The sequence below is a fragment of the Ornithinicoccus hortensis genome (assembly GCF_006716185.1).
Lineage (GTDB): Bacteria > Actinomycetota > Actinomycetes > Actinomycetales > Dermatophilaceae > Ornithinicoccus > Ornithinicoccus hortensis.
This window is the reverse complement of the sequence record NZ_VFOP01000001.1, coordinates 1,571,205-1,594,357: the sequence shown is the minus strand read 5'-3', so window position 1 is coordinate 1,594,357 and position 23,153 is coordinate 1,571,205. Positions and strand designations below refer to the sequence as shown.

18 protein-coding genes and 1 riboswitch are annotated in these 23,153 nt (G+C 72.0%); of the genes, 5 read left to right on the top strand and 13 right to left on the bottom strand.

Annotated elements, in window-relative coordinates; translation table 11 throughout:
* Nucleotides 1-22 precede the first annotated feature (22 nt).
* The 7 genes from FB467_RS07440 to leuS all read right to left on the bottom strand — a co-directional run bounded on the left by FB467_RS07440 (nt 23) and on the right by leuS (nt 10,381).
* A complete protein-coding gene (locus tag FB467_RS07440) occupies nt 23-1,084 on the bottom strand; it encodes an IS110 family RNA-guided transposase (RefSeq protein WP_170230512.1) in 1,062 nt (353 codons plus the stop codon).
* A 354-nt stretch (nt 1,085-1,438) separates the two neighbouring features.
* The gene (locus FB467_RS07435; RefSeq protein WP_141784534.1) at nt 1,439-1,876 is read right to left on the bottom strand and encodes a substrate-binding domain-containing protein; all 438 of its coding nucleotides are present in this window, start codon (nt 1,874-1,876) and stop codon (nt 1,439-1,441) included.
* A 16-nt stretch (nt 1,877-1,892) separates the two neighbouring features.
* Entirely contained in the window at nt 1,893-2,603 is a 711-nt protein-coding gene (locus FB467_RS07430) for a sulfite exporter TauE/SafE family protein (RefSeq protein WP_141784533.1), read from the bottom strand.
* 419 nt (nt 2,604-3,022) lie between these two features.
* Nucleotides 3,023-5,452, bottom strand: coding sequence for a ComEC/Rec2 family competence protein (locus tag FB467_RS07425; protein WP_141784532.1), 2,430 nt, complete (start codon nt 5,450-5,452; stop codon nt 3,023-3,025).
* Complete coding sequence (locus FB467_RS07420) at nt 5,452-6,501, bottom strand: helix-hairpin-helix domain-containing protein (protein ID WP_244932730.1); 1,050 nt, start codon at nt 6,499-6,501, stop codon at nt 5,452-5,454. The genes FB467_RS07425 and FB467_RS07420 overlap by 1 nt, the downstream gene beginning before the upstream one ends.
* A gap of 124 nt (nt 6,502-6,625) precedes the next feature.
* The gene (locus FB467_RS07415; protein WP_141784531.1) at nt 6,626-7,495 is read right to left on the bottom strand and encodes a DegV family protein; all 870 of its coding nucleotides are present in this window, start codon (nt 7,493-7,495) and stop codon (nt 6,626-6,628) included.
* 9 nt (nt 7,496-7,504) lie between these two features.
* On the bottom strand, nt 7,505-10,381 hold the full coding sequence (gene leuS, locus FB467_RS07410; protein ID WP_141784530.1) for a leucine--tRNA ligase: 2,877 nt from the start codon (nt 10,379-10,381) through the stop codon (nt 7,505-7,507).
* Between the two features lie 235 nt (nt 10,382-10,616).
* Between leuS and FB467_RS07405 the strand changes: the two genes are divergently transcribed.
* Together FB467_RS07405 and FB467_RS07400 are read left to right on the top strand one after the other, a co-directional pair.
* Entirely contained in the window at nt 10,617-12,197 is a 1,581-nt protein-coding gene (locus FB467_RS07405; RefSeq protein WP_141784529.1) for a sodium-dependent transporter, read from the top strand.
* Nucleotides 12,194-12,358: a methionine/alanine import family NSS transporter small subunit gene (locus FB467_RS07400; protein WP_141784528.1), complete on the top strand. Its 165-nt coding sequence runs from the start codon at nt 12,194-12,196 to the stop codon at nt 12,356-12,358. The genes FB467_RS07405 and FB467_RS07400 overlap by 4 nt, the downstream gene beginning before the upstream one ends.
* A 93-nt stretch (nt 12,359-12,451) precedes the next feature.
* Here the strand turns inward: FB467_RS07400 and rpsT are convergent, their stop codons facing one another.
* The 3 genes from rpsT to FB467_RS07385 form a co-directional block, all read right to left on the bottom strand.
* Nucleotides 12,452-12,712 (bottom strand): 30S ribosomal protein S20, encoded by a 261-nt coding sequence (gene rpsT / locus FB467_RS07395; protein WP_141784527.1) that lies wholly within the window; start codon nt 12,710-12,712, stop codon nt 12,452-12,454.
* Between the two features lie 185 nt (nt 12,713-12,897).
* Nucleotides 12,898-13,881, bottom strand: a complete 984-nt coding sequence (gene holA, locus FB467_RS07390; RefSeq protein ID WP_228393486.1) for a DNA polymerase III subunit delta — start codon at nt 13,879-13,881, stop codon at nt 12,898-12,900.
* Between the two features lie 106 nt (nt 13,882-13,987).
* Nucleotides 13,988-14,302 (bottom strand): DMT family transporter, encoded by a 315-nt coding sequence (locus tag FB467_RS07385; RefSeq protein ID WP_141784526.1) that lies wholly within the window; start codon nt 14,300-14,302, stop codon nt 13,988-13,990.
* 10 nt (nt 14,303-14,312) lie between these two features.
* Nucleotides 14,313-14,378: riboswitch (guanidine-III (ykkC-III) riboswitch) on the bottom strand.
* Between the two features lie 116 nt (nt 14,379-14,494).
* Here FB467_RS07385 and lplAB point away from each other — a divergent pair.
* Entirely contained in the window at nt 14,495-15,544 is a 1,050-nt protein-coding gene (gene lplAB, locus FB467_RS07380) for a lipoate-protein ligase LplAB (RefSeq protein ID WP_141784525.1), read from the top strand.
* Between the two features lie 68 nt (nt 15,545-15,612).
* The gene (locus tag FB467_RS07375; protein WP_194288392.1) at nt 15,613-16,797 is read left to right on the top strand and encodes an acyl-CoA dehydrogenase family protein; all 1,185 of its coding nucleotides are present in this window, start codon (nt 15,613-15,615) and stop codon (nt 16,795-16,797) included.
* Nucleotides 16,798-16,843: 46 nt separating this feature from the next.
* Here the strand turns inward: FB467_RS07375 and FB467_RS07370 are convergent, their stop codons facing one another.
* Entirely contained in the window at nt 16,844-17,671 is an 828-nt protein-coding gene (locus FB467_RS07370) for a ChbG/HpnK family deacetylase (protein ID WP_170230621.1), read from the bottom strand.
* Nucleotides 17,668-19,056, bottom strand: a complete 1,389-nt coding sequence (locus FB467_RS07365) for an MFS transporter (protein WP_228393527.1) — start codon at nt 19,054-19,056, stop codon at nt 17,668-17,670. The genes FB467_RS07370 and FB467_RS07365 overlap by 4 nt, the downstream gene beginning before the upstream one ends.
* Nucleotides 19,057-19,214: 158 nt before the next feature.
* Here FB467_RS07365 and FB467_RS07360 point away from each other — a divergent pair, with 158 nt between their 5' ends.
* Nucleotides 19,215-20,699 (top strand): DUF5129 domain-containing protein, encoded by a 1,485-nt coding sequence (locus tag FB467_RS07360; RefSeq protein WP_170230619.1) that lies wholly within the window; start codon nt 19,215-19,217, stop codon nt 20,697-20,699.
* A gap of 57 nt (nt 20,700-20,756) precedes the next feature.
* Here FB467_RS07360 and FB467_RS07355 read toward each other — a convergent pair whose 3' ends face one another.
* A complete protein-coding gene (locus FB467_RS07355) occupies nt 20,757-23,078 on the bottom strand; it encodes an ATP-dependent DNA helicase (protein WP_141784521.1) in 2,322 nt (773 codons plus the stop codon).
* Nucleotides 23,079-23,153: the final 75 nt, after the last annotated feature.

Sequence of the window (23,153 nt, the reverse complement as noted above, 5' to 3'; positions counted from 1 at the left end):
ATCGGGACGCTCCTATGGACCGTCAAGGCCTGATCGGGCCTGCTTCGAGCAGGCGGTAGAGATCGCGAGCGATGTAGCGCTTGAGGCAGCGTGTGATTTCGCGGTTGGTCTTGCCCTCGGCGGTGCGACGGGTGACGTATTCGCGGGTGGTTTGGTCGTAGTGGATGCGGGAGAGCGCGATGGTGTGCAGTGCCCGGTTGAGCTGTCGGTCGCCGTACCGGTTGAGGCGGTGTCGGGTGGTGACCTGGCCGCTGTTGGCCGGGATCGGGGCTACGCCGGCGAGCATCGCGAAGGCGGCCTCGGAGTGGATCCGGCCTGGGTGGGACCAGGCGCACAGCACGGTCGCGGCCACGATCGGCCCGACACCGGGCTGGGCCAGGACGTCGGGGCGCCAGGCCAGCACGATCGCCCGGATGGCGTTCTCGTGCTCGGCGGCCTCCTTCGACAGGGCACGTGCCCGCCGGGCCAGGGCGCGCAAGGTCCTGACGGTCGTAGTGGTCTCCAGGTCCCACGTTGAGTTCAGACGCATTTTCGCCGCGGTCCTGATCATCGCCGGGACCTTCTGGCCGCGGAACCGCTCGCGGATCGGCTCGGGCGCGGCGATGAGGAGGCTGAACAGCTGGCGTTGGGCGTCGGTGGAGGCGTTGACTGCGGACCGGCGCGCGGCCAGCAGCACCGAGAGCGCCTGGCGGTCCCCGCCACTGCGCGGGGTGCCGAGCTTCGCGCGGGACAGTGCTTCGCGGGCGGCGCGGATCGCGTCGAGCGGGTCGGACTTGGCGCCGTTACGTCGCTTAGCGCGTTCGGGACGGTCGAGCTCGACCACGACCTCCTGGTTGCGCTCGAGGTGCCGGGTCAGGCCGGCGCCGTGCCCGCCGGTGCCTTCGATCGCCCACGCCCGCAGTGCTGCGTGCTCGTTAGCGAACTCCACCAGTCGGGCATAGCCGTCGGTCGTGGCTTCGACGGTGATCTCCTCAAGCACACCGCCGGTCCGCGCGTCGACCACGGCCGCTGAGTGAGTCTGGACGTGGGTGTCGACGCCGATGACGGTATCGACGACGTCACGTAGATCGGTCACACTGGTCATGCGTTCTCTCCTTGCCTGGGAGCGGATGTGGTTCCGGTCCGGGGCGGAGACTCGGCAGGACTGTGATGAGACACGACCGGTGCGTGAACACCGGACGGTCAAGCTCCTGATCAGGCCAACTGCTCCGACCGGGCCGGGGCCGGCAACCCCAAGCGGACAAGTCCCGAGAAAGGCACAAAGCCAGTCACCCGAAGGGTCACACTCACGGTCACCGACCAACAGCCCAGCACCATCAGGCTGCAAAGGGAATCCTCACAGTCACCCGATAATCCTGTGCTTCGTCCCAGAACCTTCCCGGGACGAAGCGCCAGGTTCCGGGGTGAAGCGGGGCCCTGACTCTCCCGGGCTGCCGAATCAGGCGCCGGTGGAGCGTCGGGTGACCAGGCTGGGGGCGGGGCCGACCGGGGTCTCCGAGGGCGTCTCACCGGCCAGGACTCGCAGGAGCAGGTCGACCGCCCGCTCCGCCACCTGGGGGAGGTGCAGGTCCAGGGCCGTGAGCGGCGGGTCCGCGAGCTCCGCCCGGCGCCCGCCACACCGGGTGGCGACGGGGACGTCGTCGGGGACCGAGCGCCAAGCGTCGCGCAGGGCGGTCAGGGTGCCCGCCGCGAAGGCGTCGACCAGGACGCAGATCCCATCACGTCCGGCACCTCGCGCAGCAGTCGCTCGGTCTCCGACGACCCCGCCCGGGTCGCGTCCTGGACTTGGCCCATCCCCCGCAACGCGTGCGAGACCGTCGTCCGCGAAACACCCTGCCTCGCGGGCGCCATCGGCAATCGTCAGACGTGCGGACATGGTGCTCGGCACCTTGTCACAGGGCCCGCAGGATGACCGCCAAGCCCGAGACGACCGAGAAGACGAGCACCAGGATCCGCACGATGGGACCGTCCAGCCGGTGGTGCACGAAGCGGCTCAGCCACGCCCCCAGGAGCAGCGGAACGACCAGGGTCGCCGTGTCCCGCAACATCTGTTCGCTGATCACCTCACTCACCCCAAGGCCCACCAGGGAGATGACCTCACCGACCAGGAAGCACAGCGCGACGGTCGCCCGCAGCGTCGGACCGCTGGCGTGTTGGTATGCCAGGGCTAGCGGCGGTCCGCCGATGCCGGTCGACGTCTCGGTCACCCCCGTCACCAGGCCCACCACCCCGAGCATGTTGCGCCCCGGGGTGAACTCGGGTGCGGCCAGGGCCAGGAGCGCGGCGGCCACCGTCGAGACCCCGATGAAGAACTCCAACGACCGGCCGGAGATCACGGTGAGGATCCACAGCCCGGCGAAGGTCCCGAGAAAGCGGCCGAGGGTGATCCACCGGGCGCCGAACCAGTGGATCGCCGCCCGTTCCCGGTAGGCAACGTAGGCGTTGAGCGGCAGCATCAGGAACAGCACCACCACCGGGATCAGGCTGGGCTCGATCAGGCTGAACACCGGGACCGAGATGAGCGCGAACCCCATACCGGTGGATCCCTGGATGAAGGCGGCCACCAGGACGGTGGCGACCAGAAGGGCATACGCCAGCGTCATCTGCGGGGACCTGCCGGGGGGTGAGTTCGGGACCGGTGTCGCGAGTACTCGGTTGCGACAGGGTGCAGCCTACCCACCGGCGACTCGATGTCCCCGGACCCGGGCTGGCCCGTCACCAGGTGCCCATTGATTCGGCTCCGGTCGCCCGATGACCACGATCATCGAGCCGATCGATCGCAGGTGGGAAGGAGCGGAGCAACGCGGTGAAGGCGGGGCGCGTCACGAGGGAGCACACAGCGGTCATCAGCACGGCACCGGACGCGACCGGCAGGCCGAGCTCCCGGCGATGGTGAACATGACGGCGGGACTCCCTCGGGCAGCATCACGTACGGGAGCCCGATCCCGGTCCCCGGGGGACCGAACGACTGCAGGAGCGATGCCAGAGAGCACGCCGGTGACGGCCAGGAGCTTGACGGCGGCTAGCCGTCCCTCGTCAGCACCTCAAGTCCAGGGCCGTCGCCGATCACCACGTAGTCGCCGTGCAGGTCCGTGCGCAGGACCACGGCGCCCAGGTCCCGCAACAGCCCCAGGGCCCGCGGCGTCGGATGCCCGAAGGTGTTGTCACGCCCCACCCCGATCAGCGCCACCCGGGCGCCCGACCCCAGGAGCAGGTCCGGGTCCTGCGCGGCCGACCCGTGGTGCGGGACCTTGAGCACGTCGAACCGCTCGTCGCCCACAGCCTCCCGGACTGCCCGTGCCGAGGACGGCTCCAGGTCACCGGTGAACAGCATCCGCGGCCCCGCACCGCCGGCGACCAGGTCCAGCACGACGCTGGCGTCGTTCGCGCCGAGCACCGGTGAGGGGTCGGGAGGAGGCCACACGACGTCCGCGGCGACCGACCCCCAGACGAGGTGGTCGCCGGCCACCACCTCGTATGTCGTGACCCCCGCCCCGGCCAGGAGGTCCAGGGTCCGCGCCGCCTCGCCGGGCGGATCCCGCACGGGCGTCACATAGGCGGCCCCCACCGGGAAGTGGTCGAGGACCTGTCCGAGCCCGCCGACGTGGTCGGCGTGGAAGTGGCTCAGCACCACGGCATCCACCTGTCGGGTCCCGAGTGCTTCCAGACAGCCGACCACCTCCCCCGAGTCGGGACCGGTGTCCACCAGCACGACCCGGCCAGGCCCCGCCGCGACCACGAAGGCGTCCCCCTGGCCAACGTCGCACCCGGCGACCACCCACCCCGGGGGTGGCCACGGACCACGCGGGACCGGCCACACGGTGGCGAGGGCCAGCGCCCCGGACACCACCCACACCCACGGGTGGGAGCGAGCGTGCGCCCGCAGCCAGGGCCCGCAGGTCAGCAGAAGCACCGTCAGGACGGCGAGCAACGACGCGCCGGCCGCACCGTCCACCCACGGCAACTGACCCCAGGGGAGCAGGGCGCACCACCGGGCGACGCGACCGATCAGCCAGGCCGGCAGCGCACCCACCCAGGCGACGGCGACGCCGAGCGGCACCCACACCATCGACAGCAGCGACGCGACGATGCCGGCCACCGTGGTGGGCGCGACGAACGGTGCCGCGAGCAGGTTGGCCAGCACCGCGACGGTGCTGACCGTGCCCTGGAGTAACACGATCACCGGGCCACACACGACCTGCGCGGCCAGCGGGATCGCGATGGCGTCGCCGAGGAGCGCGCAACGGGCCGGGAGCCGCCGCGCGATCGCGTCACCCCAGGGTCGGGCGAACACCACGAGGCCGAGCGTGGCCAACGTGGACAGCGCGAACCCGTGGGAGCGGGCCAACCAGGGGTCGACGCACAGCAGCACCACGATGGCCGCGGCCAGCGCGGGCAGACTGGACCGGCGCCGGTGGGTGCTCAGCGCGAGCAGTCCCACCAGCCCCATCGCACCGGCCCGCAGCACGCTCGGCTCCGGGCGGCACAACACGATGAACCCGCCCAGCGCCAGGACGGCGACCGGCGGCCGCCAGCGCCTCGGCACCCCGAGCCAGCCGCACACCAGCACCACCGCACCCAGGACGATCGCGACGTTGCTCCCCGAGACGGCGCTCAGGTGCGTCATCCCGGTGGCACGCATGGCCTCGGTCAGCGTGTCAGGCGTCAGCGAGGTGTCACCGATCACGAGTCCGGGGATCAGTCCCCGGGCGTCCTCGGGCAACGGCCCCACCGCCTGCCGGAGCCGGTCGCGCGCCACGTCGGAGGCGGACAGCACCGCACCGCGCTCGCCCAGCCGTCCGGGCGGTCCCAGCGGGGTGAACGCCGCGAGGACCTCCTGACCCGGGTCGGCCGGTCCCAGCCGACCCTGCGCGCGCACGCGCTGGTGCCAGGACAGCCCCAACCAGTCCGCGTCGCCGAAGACGACGACGGGGGTGCTCGTGGCGCTCTCCGACCCGCGGCCCGAGAGCCGGTCGACCCGGAGGGTGAGCACGACCATGTCCGCCCGCTCGTCACCGCGACTAATCAGGCGCGGCTCGGTGAGCGTGGTGCCCTCGACCCACACCACGGCCCGTGCCCGTGCTAGTTCCTCGACCGGGCCGGCCCGGTCGACCGTCAGGTGCGCCCACCCGGCCAGCGCGACGAGGGCCGTGGTTGCCAGGGTGAGCGGTAGGACGACCAGGCCCCGTCGTATGCCGTGCTGCCCGCGCCTTCTCCGGCGGCGCAGCACCTCGAAGGTCCCCGCGACCACGAGACACCCCGCGGCAACCGCCAGCAGCCGCCGGGGCGGGCCGGGAAGCAACGCCACCAGCACGGCCCAGGCGACCAGTGCCGGCAGCAGCAGGCGGAGATCCAGCGGGAGGCGGCTCGGAGAGTCCGCGGACTGCTCCGCGCGCTCGGGTTCGGACCACTTCCTGCGCCCGGGTTCGGGCCCGGTCCGGTCCGCCGGCATCACCAGGCGAGATGGGGCCGGAGCTGTTCCAGCGTCCGCTCACCGATCCCGCTGACCTCGAGCAGTTCCTCGGCGCTGCTGAACCTGCCGTTCTCCTCCCGCCAGGCCAGGATCCGCTGCGCCGTCACCGGCCCGACTCCGGGCAGTGTCTCCAGCGCGGCCTGGTCGGCGGTGTTGAGGTCGACGACGGTGCCGGTGTCCGCTCCCCCGTCCGCGCCGCCCGTCCCCCCGGAACCCGCCTGCGGTCCGCCTCCGGGCAGCTCCGGCTCCTCCTCCCCCGGGACCGGCACCCAGATCCGTTCCCCGTCGGTGACGGGGCGGGCCAGGTTGATCCGGCCGGTGTCCGCGTCGGGACCCAGTCCACCGGCCGCCGCGACGGCCTCCCGCACGCGGGACCCGGGCGCCAACTCGACCACCCCCGGCTCGAGCACCGCGCCGGCCACGTGGACGACGAGCACCGTGGGCGCCGCGCCACCCGGATCACCCGCCGCCCCCGCCCCCTCGGCGCCCGTGCCCGTGCTATCCACCACCGCCCCATCCCCGGAGGCGGGTCCGGACGCCATCGGCGCCGCGGTCACCTGCCCGCCGTCGCCGGTCGCCACCACCGGGCTCACCGGCCTCGGGACCGCCGCCCGCCCCGAGGACCAGACCCGCCAGCCCAGGACCACGGCGACCAGCAGCACGACGAGGAGCATCCCCAGCACCGCGGCGGGATTGACCGCCACCTGGGCACCCCGCAGCGATTCCGGGAGGCTGAACAGCGGCGGTCGCCCCGATGTCCGGTGCCGTCCCGTGTCCGGCAGGTCCGTGGACGGTGCGCCGAGCAACTCCTCCGGGTCGGTCCGAGCCTCCAGAGTCGCCCGGTGCGGTCGCCACCGGCCGCCCGTCACCTCGGTGGGTTCGTCCGGCTCCAGCCTTTGCCGACCTGACGCGGAGGCCCGTGCCCCGTCGTCCGTCCAGCCATGCCCGGAGCCGCCGCCCAGCAGTTGCTCGAGTCGCTGCCGGACGAGCGCCTCCTCCGGTGCGGGCTCTCGACGGGCGAACGGCATGACCGCACGCTAGGCACGCGGCGGACGAAGCCGGGACTGCCAGCGCTGGGCCTGTGGACGGAGGTCCCCCGTGGCCGCGGCTGTGGATGCCGCGCGAGGCACCGCGTCGCGGACCGGCCCCGGCTCAGCCGGCGGGACGCGGTGACACGACCACCGCCAGCGTGCCCGGCCCGGTGTGCACCCCGGTGACGGCTCCGAGCTCGACCAAGTCGACGTGCGCCGTGGCGCCGACTTCCAGGCGCAGCCGGTCACCCATGTCCGCCGCCTGGTCGGGCCAGCCGAGATGGTGGACCGCCACATCCGCCCCCGACGCACCGGCCGCCTTGACGTCGGCGATGCACCGCTGCTCCAGACGTGCCAGCGCCTTGGCCCGGGTCCGGACCCGCTCCGAGAGCTGCACCTCGCCGTCGGCGAGGGTGAGCAGCGGCTTGATCGCCAGGGCGGACCCGACGATGGCGGCCGCGGTGCCGACCCGGCCGCCGCGCCGCAGGTGCTCCAGGCTGTCCAGGTAGAAGTAGGTGCTGGACCCCGCGGCCCGCTCGCGCGCGAGCGCCGCCACCTCCTCCAACGCCGCCCCGCCGGCGGCGGCCTCGGCGGCCGAGCACGCGGCATACCCCATGGCCATCCCGAGGACCCCGCTGTCGACCACCTCGACACGGACCTCCCCGGCGACCGCCTCGGCGGCCAGCCGGGCGGAGTCGACCGTGCCGGAGACCTTGTGCGACAGGTGCAGCGACAGGATGGCGGTGCACCCGGTGCGTTCGGCGAGGTCGCGGTAGACCTGCACGAACTCACCCGGCGCCGGTCGGGACGTGCTCACCTTCTCCTGCCCCTGGCGCAGCAGGGTCGCGACGCGTGCGGCGTCGATGTCCACCCCCTCGGCATACGTCTCCCGGCCGACGACCACGTGCAGCGGCAGCACGTGGACCCCCGCCGCCCGGGCCATGGCGGCCGGCAGGCAGGCGGTGGAGTCGGTCAGGACGACGGTGCTCATGGGCTGCGCTCAGGCCGGGACGATGTTGACCAGCTTGGGTGCCCGGACGATGACCTTGCGGGGCTCGGCGTCGCCAAGGATCTCGCGGATCCGGTCGGTCCCCAGCGCCTGCTCCCGCAGTGCGTCCTCGCTGATGTCGGCCGGCACCTCGATCCGGTCCCGGACCTTGCCCTTGACCTGGATCACCGCGGTGACGGTGTCGTCCGCGACCAGCTGCGGGTCGAACTCCGGGAACGGTTCACGGGCCAGCGACTGGCCGTGCCCCAGCCGGGACCACAGCTCCTCGGCGACGTGCGGCGCGACCGGGGCAACCATCTTGATCACCGGCTCGACCGCGTCGCGGGGCACCGCCACCAGCTTGGTCAGGTGGTTGTTCAGCTCGATCAGCTTGGCGATCGCGGTGTTGAACCGCAGGGCCTCGTAGTCCGCGCGCACGCCGGCGATCGTCTTGTGGACGGCCTTCTCGGTGGCGGGGTCCATCGGGACGTCCGCCACGGTCACCTCGCCGGTCTGCTCGTCGACCACGTTGCGCCACAGCCGCTGCAGGAAACGCTGGGAGCCGACCACGGCGCGGGTCTCCCAGGGTCGGTACTGCTCCAGCGGGCCCATCGACATCTCGTAGACCCGGAAGGTGTCGGCGCCGTAGGCCGCGAACATCTCGTCGGGGGTGACCACGTTCTTCAGGGACTTGCCCATCTTGCCGTGCTCACGGGTGACCGGCGTGCCGTTCCAGCGGTAGGTCGGCTCACCGCCCTCCGGGTCCGGGACCTCCTCGACCTCCTGGGCGGGCACGGGCTGCCCGCGGCCGTCGCGGTAGACGTAGGCCTCGATCATGCCCTGGTTGATCAGTCGGCGGAACGGCTCCTCGCTGTGCACGTACCCCAGGTCGTGCAGCACCTTGTGCCAGAACCGGGCGTACAGCAGGTGCAGCACGGCGTGCTCGGCACCCCCGACATACAGGTCGACACCGCCGGGGTCCCGGGTGCCCTCCGGGGCGCCGGGCACCGGCTCGGGGCGGGCCCCGATCCAGTACTTCTCGACCTCGGGATCAACCGGGGCCTGCTGGTTCTCCGGGTCCAGGTAGCGCAGGTGGTACCAGCACGACCCGGCCCAGTTGGGCATCGTGTTGGTCTCCCGCCGGTAGCTCCTCGGCCCGTCGCCCAGGTCCAGCGTGACGTTGACCCAGTCGGTCGCGCGGGCCAGCGGCGCCTCCGGGTTGGAGGTGGCGTCCTCGGGATCGAAGGTGCGGGGCGCGTAGTCCGGCACGTCCGGCAGGGTCAGCGGCAGCTGGTCGTCGGGCAGCGGGTGCGGCACGCCGTCCTCGTCCCAGACGATCGGGAACGGCTCACCCCAGTAGCGCTGGCGGCTGAACAGCCAGTCCCGCAGCCGGTAGGTGGTGGTCCGCCGGCCGCGGCCCGTGGCCTCCAGCCAGTCGATGATCGCCGCCTTGGCCTCCTCGATCTCCAACCCGTCCAGGCTGATCTCCTCGTTGGCCGAGTTGATCGCCGGGCCCTGCCCGGTGAACGCCTGGTCCTCGGGGTGGTCCGCCGGCGGCTGGACGGTGCGCACGATCGGCAGGTCGTATGCCGTGGCGAAGGCCCAGTCCCGCTCGTCCTGTCCGGGGACGCCCATGATCGCGCCCGTGCCGTAGCCCATCAGGACGTAGTCGGCCACGTAGACCGGGATCCGGTCCCCGGTCACCGGGTTGAGGGCGTATCCGCCGGAGAAGGCACCGGACTTGTCCTTGCCCTCGGTCTGCCGCTCCACGTCGCTCTTGCGGGAGGCGGCGACCTGGTAGGCCTCGACCGCCTCGCGCTGGTCTGCCGAGACGATCTGCTCGATCAGCGGGTGCTCCGGGGCCAGCACCATGAAGGTGGCCCCGAAGATCGTGTCCGGCCGGGTGGTGAAGACCTCGATGGCGGCGTCGCTGCCGACCACCGGGAAGTGCACGTTGGCGCCCTCGGACCGGCCGATCCAGTTGCGCTGCTGGATCTTGATCTGCTCGGGCCACTGGACCCGGTCCAGGTCGTCGGCCAGCCGGTCGGCATACGCGGTGATCCGCATCATCCACTGGCTCAGGTTGCGCTTGAAGACCGGGAAGTCGCCGCGCTCAGACTTGCCCTCGTTGGTGACCTCCTCGTTGGACAGCACCGTTCCCAACCCCGGGCACCAGTTCACCGGCGCGGAGGAGACGTAGGCCAGCCGGTACTCGTCCAGCACGGCGGACCGCTCGGCGCCGGTCAGCTCCGCCCACGGGCGACCGTCCGGGGTGGGTCGCTGGGCGGTCTCGAACTGCCGCACCAGCTGCTCGATCGGCCGCGCCGCGCCGCGCTGCCCGTCGGGGCGGGTCGCCTCCGGGTCGTACCATGACTCGAAGATGGTCCGGAAGATCCACTGGGTCCACCGGTAGAACTCCGGGTCGATGGTCGCCAGCCGGCGACGCTCCTCGTGCCCCAGCCCCAGCCGACGCAGCTGGCCCAGCGAGGTCTCCATGTTCTGCTCGGTGGTGATCCGGGGGTGCTGACCGGTCTGCACGGCATACTGCTCGGCCGGCAGGCCAAAGGCGTCGAAGCCCATGGTGTGCAGCACGTTCCGGCCCGTCGTCCGCTGGAACCGGGCGAAGACGTCGGTGGCGATGTACCCCAGAGGGTGGCCGACGTGCAGCCCCTTGCCGGAGGGGTAGGGGAACATGTCCATGATGAACAGGTGGCCCCGGTCGGCCTGCAACCGCGGGTCGTCGGGGGTCCCCCAGGGTCCGGCCGGGTTGGCCGAGTCGAAGGCGCCCTCCTGCGCCCAGCGCTGCTGCCAACGGGTCTCGATCTCCCCCGCCAGGGCCGCGGTGTACCGGTGCGGCGTCTCGTCCGTCGCCTCGTGCTGCGTCGTCATCACTGTCCTTCGCTGGTATGCCGTGTGGTCTGCGCGGTGCCGGTCCGTGACACAAAAAAGCCCCTCGCGCAGGAGGGGTCAGCCGCGTCGGCGTCGAAGACGGTCGTCAACGCGGCTGCGTAAGGAGAAGTCGCACGCAGGCCACGTCCTCAGGGTAGCGCACGCCGACCCCTGCCCAGGCACCCGATACGTGAGTAGAGTCTCCCTCGTTCACCACCGACGGAAGGCGGCACCTGTGGCTAGGAGTGCAGCGAACACGGCCCCGGCCGAACGCGAGCAGTGGACCGGACAGACCGGCTTCATCCTCGCGGCCATCGGTTCGGCCGTCGGGTTGGGCAACATCTGGCGGTTCCCCGGCGTGGCCTACGAGAACGGTGGCGGCGCCTTCCTGATCCCCTACCTGATCGCGCTGCTCACGGCCGGTATCCCGATCCTGTTCCTGGACTACTCGGTGGGCCACCGGTTCCGCGGCACGGCCCCGCTGGCCTACCGCCGGATCCACCCCCGCGCCGAGCTGCTCGGCTGGTTCCAGATCCTGCTCTCCTTCGTGATCGCGGTCTACTACGCCGCGGTGATCGCCTGGGCCGGGAGCTACTTCGTCTTCTCCTTCGGCCTGCAGTGGGGCGACGACCCGCAGGGCTTCTTCCTGGGTGAGTACCTGCAGGTCGGCGAGCCGACGATCTCGACGACCCTGGTCAGCGCCGTGGCCCTGCCGTTGGTGCTGACCTGGGCGGTCATCCTGATCGTGCTCGCCCTCGGCGTCGCCAAGGGCGTGGAGAAGGCCAACTTCATCGGGCTCCCGCTGCTGGTGCTGGCCTTCCTGGCGCTGGTGGTGCGCGCGATCACGCTACCCGGCGCCACCGACGGCCTGGACGCGTTGTTCACCCCGAACTGGGGCGCGTTGACCGACCCGGAGGTCTGGATCGCCGCCTACGCCCAGATCTTCTTCTCCCTGTCCATCGCGTTCGGGATCATGGTCACCTACTCCTCCTACCGCAAGCGCAAGTCCAACATGACCAGCCCCGGCCTGGTGGTGGCCTTCGCCAACTCCTCCTTCGAGGTGCTCGCCGGCATCGGGGTGTTCTCGGCCCTGGGCTTCCTGGCCCACCAGCAAGGCGTGGGCATCGCCGACATCGAGGGTCTGACCGGCCCGATCCTGTCCTTCGTCACCTTCCCCGCGGTCATCTCGCAGATGCCCGGTGGAAGCCTGTTCGGCGCACTCTTCTTCGGCTGCCTGGTGGTCGCCGGCTTCACCTCCATCATCTCCATCCTGCAGGGAGTCTCCGGGTCCGTGCAGGAGAAGTTCGGCCTGGGCATCCGGCAGAGCGCCGTGACCGTCTCAGCGATCTGCGCGGTGATCTCGATCGCGCTGTTCTCCACCACCAGCGGCCTCCTAGCGCTCGACACCGTCGACCAGTGGGCCAACAACATCGGCGTGGTGACCTCGGCGATCCTGATGACCCTCCTGCTCGTGTGGGTGCTCCGCCGCGGTGAGGAGCTCCGGTTCCACCTCAACGCGGTCTCCACCTTCCAGATCGGGCGCTGGTGGAACTTCCTGATCGGCGTCGTCGGCCCGGTGTTCCTGGCCTACATGCTGATCCAGAAGGTGGTGTCGCTGCTCACCGACGGCTACGAGGGGCTACCGACCTGGTACCTGATCACCTTCGGGTGGGGCACCATCGCCTTCGTCGTCGTCGGCGCGTTCCTGATGACCGCCACCCCCTGGGGCAGGCTCGGGCAGGAACCCTTCCGCCCGTGGCCGCCGTACCCGCCCGGCACCCGTCGTCCCGTCGCAGATGAGGAGGCCAGCCGATGAGTGGCTCCGCCATCGTCATGTTCATCGTCGCCATCACGATCCTGTGGGGCGGTCTGATCACGAGCATCCTCTACCTGCGCAGCCACTCGGAGGTGACGGAGGGTCCCTACGCCGTCGACCCCGACGAGTCCCCCGACACATACCCGGACCCCGGAGCCTGACCGCACCCGGAGCCTGAGGCGGCACGGGCCCGGCAGACGCAGCGAGGGCGTCCACCCGACCGGGTGGACGCCCTCGACTGCTGTGGGGCTACCTCAGAGAGAGGCGGCCTTCTTGGCCATCGCCGACTTCTTGTTGGCGGCCTGGTTCTGGTGGATGACGCCCTTGGAGACGGCCTTGTCCAGCTTCTTGGAGGCGACCTTCAGGGCCTCCTGCGCCTTGTCGGCGTCGCCGGTCTCGGCGGCCTCACGGAACTTGCGGATCCAGGTGCGCAGCTCGGCCTTGTGGGCCCGGTTGCGCTCGGTGCGCTTGTTGTTCGTCTTGATCCGCTTGATCTGGGACTTGATGTTTGCCACGAATGTCTTCCTGCTCGGTCGAGGTGTGTTGTGTCGTTGAGGGCGACACACGTGACTCGGGACCGGGCGTGGGGACACCCTTGAGAGAGTCACGTGAGGTGGTGCTGCATGCGCGCACGACCAATAGCGCGCACGCAAGGCACAAATCTACCAGCCGGGGAGGCCGGCCCCCAAACCCGCGCCGGTCAGCCGGCTGCCCGCTCCCGGCAGACGGTGAGGACGGCCCGCTCCACGGCATACTCCGGGTCGCGGGCGACCGCCGTGCCGGTGCGCACCCCGCCCTTGACCTCCACGTCGGCGGCGGCCACCGCCTGGATCGCCCGTCCCAGCCGTTGGCCGTCCCAGCCGCGCGCGGTGCGCTGCGCCTGCTCGACCTGCCAGGGGGCCATCCCCAGGTCCCGGGCGAGGGCGCCGGGGTTGCCCCGTCCGGCCGCGGCCACCCGGCCCACCTGGCGCAGCTGCATCGCGAGCACCGCGATCAACGGCACCGGGTCCAGCCCGCCGGCGAGGGCGTGCCGCAACAGGCGCAGCGCCTCGGCCTGGTCGCCGGCCAGCGCCGCCTCGGCCACCTTGAAGCCGGTGGTCTCGACCTTGTCGCCGTAGTAGAGGTGCACGGTCTCCTCGTCGACCGTGCCGGTGGTGTCCCGGATCAGCTGCGCCGAGGCCACGGCCAGCTCCCGCACGTCCTTGCCCACGGCGTGCACCAGCGTCTGGACGGCCGCGTCCCCGATGCTCCGCTTGGCGTCCCGGAACTCCTGCCGGACGAAGCCGATCTTGTCCTTCTCCGTCTTCAGCGCCTTGGCCTCGATCACCCGGGCACCGGACTTCTTCATCAGGTCCAGCACCTTCTTGCCGCGGGTGCCGCTCTTGTGCCGCACGACCAGGGTCACGCCGTCCTCGGGCGCCGAGACCATCGCGAACAGGTCCTCGACCAAGTCGTCGTCGCCCTCGTCCATGTCGTGCACCACGATCGCGGTCCACCCGCCGAACAGGGACGGGCTGGCGTGCACCGCCAACGACCCGGGCTCGTAGGAGGACGCGTGCAGGCGCACCACGTCCACCTCGGGCTCGCGCTCGCGCAGCGTCCGCAGCACACCGTCGACCGCCCGCTCGGCCAGGATCTCCTCCGGCCCCTGCACCAGCACCAGCGGGGCACCGGCCCCCGTCACCGCGCCGACTCCGTCCGACCCACGAGCTCCGTCTGTCTCACGGGGCCAGCCTGCCACGGCCTCCCGACACCCGCGTCCCCCGTCCACCGGCGGGACACCCCAGCGGTCAGTGGACGAGCTTCAGTCCTACCACGCAGCCGACGATGCCGAGCAGCAGCACGACCTTGAGCACCGACACCGTCTCGGCCCCCGTCGCCATGCCGTAGGCCACCGCCAGCGTGGCCCCGATCCCCACCCACACGGCATACGAGGTGCCGACCGGCAGCGTCTTCATCGCATAGGCCAGCCCTCCCATACTCACGACCAGCGCGCCAGCGAACACCAGCGAGGGCACCAGCCTGGTGAACCCGTCCGAGGCGCTCAGCGCGACCGCCCACACGGCCTCGAACATCCCCGACACGACCAACACGATCCACGCCATGACATCTCCTCGGACACCGTCTTGTCGCGTTCCGGGTACGGCGTGCCTCGTCCGGGAGCCCCCGTCAGGGCCCTCCCTGCAGTATCCCGGGACGCGCCGGCGGGTTCCAGTCCGGCGACGGTGATCCTGGCCACCACCGTCCTCCCCGGTCCCCCACGACCCCGGCCCGTGGCCGGTGAGTAGGTTGGGCGGATGCGCGGTGAGTACAAGGTTCCCGGAGGCAAGCTCGTCGTCGTCGAGCTCGAGGTGGTGGACGACCGGCTGGCCGACGTCCACGTCTCGGGCGACTTCTTCCTCGAACCCGACACCGCCCTGGAGGACATCGACTCGGCACTGACCGGGATGCCGGCCGACACCAAGGCCGACGGGCTGGCCGCCGCCATCGAGGGGGCGCTCGACGACTCCGTGGCGCTGATCGGCTTCTCCGCCACGGCGGTGGGCATCGCGGTGCGCCGGGCGCTGGGCAAGGCCACCGGGTGGGGGGACCACACCCTCGACGTCATCGGCCCCGTCGCGATGGACCCCGTCATGCACATGGCGCTGGACGAGGTGCTCCCCCAGGAGGTCGCGGCCGGGCGGCGGCCACCGGTGCTGCGGATCTGGGACTGGGACTCCTCGCTCGTGGTCATCGGCTCGTTCCAGTCGGTGCGCAACGAGGTGGACGAGGACGGGGCCCGGCGCCACGGCATCCGGGTCGCCCGACGGATCTCCGGCGGCGGCGCGATGTTCATGGAGCCCGGCAACTGCATCACCTACTCCCTGGTGGTGCCGGCGTCCCTGGTCGAGGGGCTGACCTTCGAGCAGTCCTACGCCTTCCTGGACGACTGGGTGCTCGGTGCGCTCGCCGACGTGGGGGTGACCGCACGCTACGTCCCGCTCAACGACATCGCCTCCGACAAGGGCAAGATCGCCGGCGCGGCACAGAAGCGGTTCGCCTCCGGCACGGTCCTGCACCACGTGACGATGGCCTACGACATCGACGCCGACAAGATGCTCGAGGTGTTGCGCACCGGCCGGGAGAAGCTGTCGGACAAGGGCACCAAGAGCGCCAACAAACGGGTCGACCCGATGCGGTCCCAGACCGGGATGGCCCGGGACCAGGTGATCGCGGCCTTCCTGGACCACTTCCGGGGCCGCTACGACACCACCGACAGCGACTACACCGAGGCCGAGCTCGCGGCCGCGCGCGAGCTGACCGAGACCAAGTTCCTGACCCCCGAGTGGACCTACCGGGTGCCCTGACCTGGACGGTGCCGACCTCCCCACGACACGTCCCACCGACCGTTCCCCCGACGACGAGGAGTATGCCGATGCCCGCCCCCCGCACCGTGCTCACCGTAGACCTGCTCGAGCGGATCCGAGGCCGGGCCGCCCAGATCGACCGGGACAACGGCTTTCCCGACGAGGACCTGGCCGAGCTCGCCGAGGCCGGCTACCTGCGCGCCATGGTGCCGACCGAGTTCGGCGGGCTGGGGCTGACCCTGGAGGAGATGACCCGGGAGCAGCAACGCCTGGCCGGGGCCGCACCGGCCACCGCGCTGTCGGTCAACATGCACCAGGTGTGGATGGGCGTGGCCCGGACCGTGCAGGCGACCGGTGACAACTCGATGGACTGGGCGTTCGCGGACGCCGTCGCCGGTGAGGTGTTCGGCTTCGGGATCTCCGAGGCCGGCAACGACCTGGTGCTCTTCGGCTCGCGCACCGAGGCCCGGCCGGACGGCGCGGGCGGCTTCTCCTTCCACGGGACCAAGATCTTCACCTCGCTCGCGCCCGCCTGGACCCGGTTGGGCACCTTCGGCACCGACAGCACCGGAGCCGAGCCGATGTCGGTCTTCGGCTTCGTCACCCGCGACGGCGGCGGGTTCGAGGTCAAGGACGACTGGGACACCATGGGTATGCGGGGCAGCCAGTCCCGCACGACCGTGCTGGACGGCGCGCACGCCCCCGCGGACCGGGTCATCCGGCGGATCCCGCCGGGCCCGACCGCCGACCCGTTCGTGTTCGGCATCTTCGCCAACTTCGAGCTCCTGCTCGCCTCGGTCTACACCGGGATCGCCCAGCGCGCGCTCGACGTGGCGGTCGACGTGGTGCAGCGGCGCACCTCGATGAAGAACGGTGGCACCCCCTACGCGCACGACCCCGACATCCGGTGGCGCCTGGCCGACGCGGCGATCGAGCTCGACGCGATCCACCCGCAGATCGCCGCGCTCGCCCGGGACGTCGACGAGGGCGTCGACCGCGGACCGATCTGGATGCCGCAGCTGTCCGCCGTGAAGTCCCGGGCCAGCGAGACGGCGCTGTCGGTGGTGACCAAGGCGATCCGCGCCTCCGGCGGTTCCTCCTACTTCAGCTCCCACGAGCTGTCCCGCCTCTACCGCGACGTCCTGGCCGGCATCTTCCACCCCAGCGACGACGAGTCGGTGCACGGCGCCTGGGCCAACGCGCTGCTGGGCCCGGTGCCCCCGCCGGAGCAACCCCACCCCACCGACGGGTGACGGTCGAGCCGGCCGGGCACTCGGAGGGCAGGAGCACGACGGCCGCCTACCACCCGGCGACCAACTCCAGCGCCTCGGTGTCCAGCGCCCGGTGGAAGACCGGGTCGCGCAGCAGGCGCAGCTCCCAGCCGCGCACCTCCCCGTCCGCGCCGGCGACCGCGCCCGGTGGGGCCGGGTGGAGGAACAGCTCGCTGGTGCCCTCCGGCAACCGGCCCAACAGTCTCAGGTAGTCCTCGCGCAGGGCCCGGTAGCCGCCGCGCCTGGCCTCCTCCGCCCGTCGCGAGACGATCGCCGCGGGCAGTCGCACACCCCACGTGTCGGCATACCGGACGGCCTGCGCGTGCCGCGCCAGGAGCGCCCCGTCCGCCCCCTCCCCCAGGAACAGGGTGGGGTCGCGCGGCAACCGGAAGGCCAGCCCCTGCTCGGCGCAGAACCGCAGCGCCCCCGCCAGCCAGGAGCTGCCGTGCAGCCCGTAGAGCGTCCCGGCGTGCGAGTCGAGGCCGGTCGGGCGCAGCCCCTGTGCCCTCATCCAGTCCCACTGGGCGGCGACCTCGGCGAGCACCTCGGCAGCCTCGCCCCGCTCCTCCAGCACCCGGGGGTCGGTATGCAGCAGGCCGGCCGGGTCGGTCAACGAACCGTGGTCGGCGCCCAGCGGCCGCCACCCGGCGAGGCCGACCTCGCTGGTCAGCGTCACGTGCAGGCGCGGCTGCACGCCCGCCGCCCGGCAGGCGAGCGCCGCCTGCCCCGAGGCCGGCGCCACCGGGATGAGCGTGGTCGCGGTGAGCGGTCCGCCCGCCAGCAGTTCCAGCACCGGCCCGACGCCGGCGGCCTCCCGCCCCAGGTCGTCGGCGGTGAGGACCAGGCGCCGGCTCACGCGAGGGAGCCCCGCGCCGCGTCGCCGGGAGCGGAGTCGCCGGGAGTGGGGTCCCCCGCCGTGGGGTCGGCGGTGCGCCGGTTCTCCGGGACGTCGATGGCGAAGGCGGCCAGCGCGCCGACCGTGGCGAGCAGGCAGGGGTAGGCGCAGACGTAGACCCGCCACGCCAGGTCGGGTTGGCTCCCCGGGACGTCGCCGGACTGGTAGCCGAAGAAGATCGCCAGCGAGGCCAGCGCCGCCCCCGTGACGATGCCGCCCAGCCTGCCGAAGAAGCCGAAGGCGGCCAGGAAGATCCCCTCCCGGTGCTGACCGTGGACCGCGGCGTCCTCGTCCAGGACCCGGGCGATCACCAGGTCGTTGCTGGCCAGCATGCCGGCGTAGCCGATGCCCACCACGAGGCCGGCCAGCGCGGCCGTCACCAGCCCGCCGGCGGCGAACAGCGGGACGAAGCTCACCGCCAGCACCACGAAGGACGCGCGCCAGACGTAGGGGGCGCCCTTGGCACGGACCACGCGGGTCCACACGGCGAGGAAGCCGACCGAGGCCAGGATGACGACCCCCTGCAGGTACAGCGCGTGGGCGACCGGGAGGCCGAGCGAGTAGCGCACGTAGAGCTGGACCCCGGTCAGCACCAGTCCCATCGCGCTGAGGTAGCAGGCGCTGGTGAGGCCGATCTGCCAGAACCGTGGGTTGGTCACGATGACCCGCGCGGTCTCCAGCAGCCGGGGCCGCACCTCCGCGACCGGGTGCGGGTCCTCCCGGACACCCACCGCCATGTAGACGATCACGGTGCAGGCGAGCACTGCATACAGGATCGCAGTGGTGGTGAAGCCCTCGGTGGTGTGCTCGGTGCCGAACACCCGGGTGGTCAGCACCGGGGTGACGGCCAGCGAGATCACCAGGGCGATCAGCTGGAACCCCTGGCGCAGCGAGTTGGCGACCGCGCGTTCCCGTTCCCGCGGGAACAGCTCGGGCAGCAGGGCGCCGTAGTTGGCGTTGAGGAGGGAGTCGAAGGCCTCGCACAGGACCGCGAAGACGGTGAACCAGATCACCAGCCCGGCACCGTCCAGGGTGGCCGGTGGGGCGAAGAACGCGACCATGCTGACCGCCAGCAGCGGCGCCCCCGCGAGCAACCAGGGTCGGCGCCGTCCCCACCGGGTCCGGGTCCGGTCGGACAGGAACCCCAGGACCGGGTTGTCGACCGCGTCGATGACTGCGTAGCCGACCATCACCATGCCGTACAGCCGGACGTCCAGCCCGAGCAGGTCGACGTAGAACAGGATCATCGATCCCTTGATCAGGTTGATCGGGATCGAGGTGCCGAACATGCCGACCGCATAGCGGGCGGGCCTGGTCCGTCCCACCCGGGCCACGTGCTCAGTCACCGGGCCAGCCTCCCATGCCGCGACCGCCACCCGGCGGACATCTGGGAGGATGGTCGGTGGGCCGGGGGGAACCACATCCGACCCGGGGCCGTCCCAGGCCCGGAACACCGAACGGTTGACGCGTCCGCCGGACGCGGGAAGGCAGGACGGGTATGTCGATGCGACAGCGATTCGCGGTGGGCGGCCTCGCCTGCCTGGGCGTGGTGGGCGGCAGCGTCGGTCTCTACGCCGTGTCGGGGCCGGACAACGCGCCGACCGAGATCCAGGTGGAGGACACCGCCGGGATCCTCTACGAGCCGGACCTGCGGGCCGCCGTCGAGGACATCCGGTTCTACGAGCCGACGACGGTCGCGGTGTTCACCAACCGGGGTGGGCAGGAGGCGCTGACCGACGACTATGCGCTCAACGACGCCGTCCTGGCGTATGCCCGGGAGACCCGGCCGGACTGGCTCAGCGAGGACGAGCAGAAGTGGGCGGACAACCTGTTCATCTTCGGGGTGGACCCCGAGGGCCGTCTGGTCGGCACCTACTTCGGTGAGGACCGCAAGGTCGGCGAGGGCACCCAGCTGGACATCCAGGACGCCGCCAAGGACGAGTTCCGGCTCGGCCAGTGGACGGAGGGGTCGATCACCGGGGTGGAGGCCGCCGCGCAGAAGATGAACGCCCCGTGGATCCGCACCGTCGGTGGTGGCGTCATGGCCCTGATCGCCTCCCTGGCCACCCTCCTGGGGGCCGGCGTGTACGTCGGGGTCGGGCAGCGGCGGCACAGCAAGAGCCGGGCCGCCCGGGCGGCCGGCGACCACAGCATGGCCAACGTGGTGCGCGACTACGAGGCCACCGAGATGAACGCCAAGCTGATCCCGCAGGAGTCGCGTTACGGCGGGGCGATGCTCAAGCGGTTCGACACCTACATGACCGGGTTCCGGGCGCTGACCGACCTCGGCAACGAGGCCAAGGCCATCCCGGAGAGCAGGTACGACTCCTCGGCCGCGGTGCAGACCCTCACCGACTACCGGGACCGGGCCGTGTCCTTGGACGAACTCGACGACGTCATCGCCGACACCGCGGTCCTGCTCAACATGGACAATAGCTGGCCCGAGGCCTGGAGCCGCCAGGTCGACCCGCTGCGCAGCGACCTGGAGGGCGTGGAGGGCCTACTCTCCAGCACCCTCCCGGACTCCGCCCGCGGCCTCCCGGAGGGGCAGCAGCTGCGCGAGTACGCGTCCGAGGCCCTCGCCGGGTTGGACGAGGTGCGTGGCCAGCTGGACCAGCGGACCATCACCGCAGACGACGCCCTGGACCGGTTGCGGGCCACCCGCGACGAACTCAGTGGGTACCTGGACACCTTGGCCGCTGCTGTGGCCAGGTCCTACAGCGACGAGGCCTCCGAGCAGAACATGATGGGCCGGTCGATGCGCGAAGCGCGCCGGGACCGCAGGGGGCCGGTCACCATCCTGACCACCGTGGACCCCGGCTGGCGCTGGTACTCGGTCGAGTCCTTCCGGACCGGCTACTCCAACGGCAGGGACGAGGTGGACCGGGCCCGTTCGGCGGCCTCGTCGTCCTCCTCCGGTGGTTCGACCTCGGGGTTCAGCAGCAGCGGCGGCAGCTTCAGCGGCTCCGGGAGCTCCTCCCGCTTCTGAGCGGTGCCGGACCTGTCACCCGGATGACGGTCGGGCCCTCGGTGTCGCCGGTGGTCCTCAGCCCCCCGTCGGCCCGGCCGCCGGGTCGGTGGGCAGCAGGGTCGGATCGTCCTCCGGGTCGGCCAGCTCCAGCTCGAGCAGGTTGAGCCGGGCGGTGACCACGTCGGGCGCCAGCTCCAGATGGTCCGCCAACTCCTCGAGGGTGAGGCCCGCCTCGACCCCGTCCCGCAGCTCGTCGTCCTGCTCGGCGGTCCAGGCGTGGCCCCCCGTGACGGCGGTGCGCGGGGACCGGGCCACCGGGGGCGGGTCGGCGACCGGTCGCGCGTCGGCCGCGGCCCGCCCGGGCACGTGGTCCACCGCGTCCCCGGTGGTCCCCGTCCCGGCGCTCGGGGCGCCCCCGACGCCGCGCAGTCCGGACTGCTGCACCGGGAGCGGGTCGGCCGCGGTCTCGTCCAGCCGGGCCAGCGCCGCGAGGACCAGCGCGCGGTCGGCCGTGGGCCAGAACGGCGGCAGCGAGCGCTGGAGGAACCCGGCGTAGCGGGCACTCATCATCCGCGAGTCCAGGAAGGCGACCACCCCGCGGTCGTCACCCCGCCGGACCAGTCGGCCGGCCCCCTGGGCGAGCTTGAGCGCGGCGTGCGTGGCGGACACCGCCATGAACCCGTTGCCGCCCATCCGTCCGATCGCCTCGGAGCGCGCGGAGGACAGCGGGTCGTCCGGTCGCGGGAACGGGATCCGGTCGATGATCACCAACTGGCAGGCGGACCCGGGCACGTCCACGCCCTGCCACAACGACATGGTGCCGAACAGGCAGGTGCTGGCGTCGGAGGCGAACTCGCGCACCAGCGTGGGCATCTGGTCATCCCCCTGGCAGAGCACCCGGATGCCGGTGTCGGAGAGCCGGTCGCGCAACTGCTCCGCGGCCGCCTCGGCGGCCCGGCGCGAACTGAACAGGCCGAGGGTTCGCCCGCCGGCGGCCCGGACGAGGCCCTCGATCTCGTCGAACACCTGCTCCGAGGTCCCGTCCCGCCCGGGCGGGGGCAGGTGCGAGGCGACATACGCGATCGCCTGCTGCGGATAGTCGAACGGGCTACCGACGTCCAGGCCCTGCCAGGCCGGGGCACCCTCCCCACGCAACCCGAGGGTGCCGGCGACCGCGTCGAAGGTGCCGCCGAGCTCCAGGGTGGCCGAGGTCATCACCACGGTGCGCTCGCCGAAGATCTTGTCCCGCAGCAGCATCGCCACGCTCATCGGCGCGACCCGCAGCACCGAGCCGCGGCGCGGGTCCTTGCTGATCCAGGCCACGTCGAGCTCGCGCTCCTCCAGCAGCCGCTCGGCGGTGTCGAACACCTCACCGATCGCGGCGCGGGCCAGCTGGCGTCCCGCATCCCCGTCCGCCCCCGACTCCGGTTTCAGCTCGGTCTGCAGGCCGCGGGCCGCGTCCCGGACACCAGCCAGGACCATGGACAGCCGGTCCGGGACACCGTGCAGCCGTCCCTCGGGCAGTTCGTCGAGCACCGCCTGCACGGTGTCCGCGGCCTCGGTCAGCGCGGTGGTGTCGGCAAGTTTGCCCGCGCGCTTGGCGGCGATGGCCACGGTGGCCGCGGTCAGCTCGTCGGTGATCGTCGAGGTCACCCGGTCGGTGAGCTCGTGCGCCTCGTCGATCACCAGCAGGTCGTGGTCCGGCAGCATCTGCCGGCCCTCGAAGGCGTCGATGGCCATGAAGCTGTGGTTGGTCACCACGACGTCGACGTCGCGCGCGGCGGCGCGGGAGAGCTCGACGAAGCACTCGGAGGCCACGGGACACTTGGTCGCGCCGAGGCACTCCCGGGCCGACACGGATACCTGTCGCCAGGCACGGGCGCTGACGCCCGGCACCAGTTCGTCGCGGTCGCCGGACTCGGTGATCTCGGCCCACTCCCGCAGCCTGGTGACCTCCTTGCCGAGCCGGGAGGCCTCCCGGTCTACGGCGCCGACCGAGAGCAGCCCCTCGTCCTCCTCCTCGGGGAAGCCGCCGACCAGCTTGTGCTGGCACAGGTAGTTGGACCGACCCTTCACCAGCGCGAAGGTCGGGCGGCGGCCGAGGACCGGACGCAGCGCGTCGGCGATCCGGGGCAGGTCCCGGTCCACGATCTGGGCCTGGAGGGCGAGGGTCGCGGTCGCCACGACCGCGGGCTTGCCGGTCGCGAAGGCGTGCGCGATCGCGGGCACCAGGTAGGCCAACGACTTGCCGGTCCCGGTGCCCGCCTGCACCAGCAGGTGGCGCTCGTCCTCCACGGCGTCCCGCACGGCGTTCGCCATCTGCACCTGGCCGGGACGTTCCGTCCCGCCCACAGCGGTGACGGCGGCGTGCAGCAACGTGTCCAGGTCCGAGGGCATCCCCCCAGGGTAGGTGCTCGCGCCGACGGACCCGGCCCGTCGTCCCCAGGTCCTCCGCGGGGCGCTGGTCGCGCG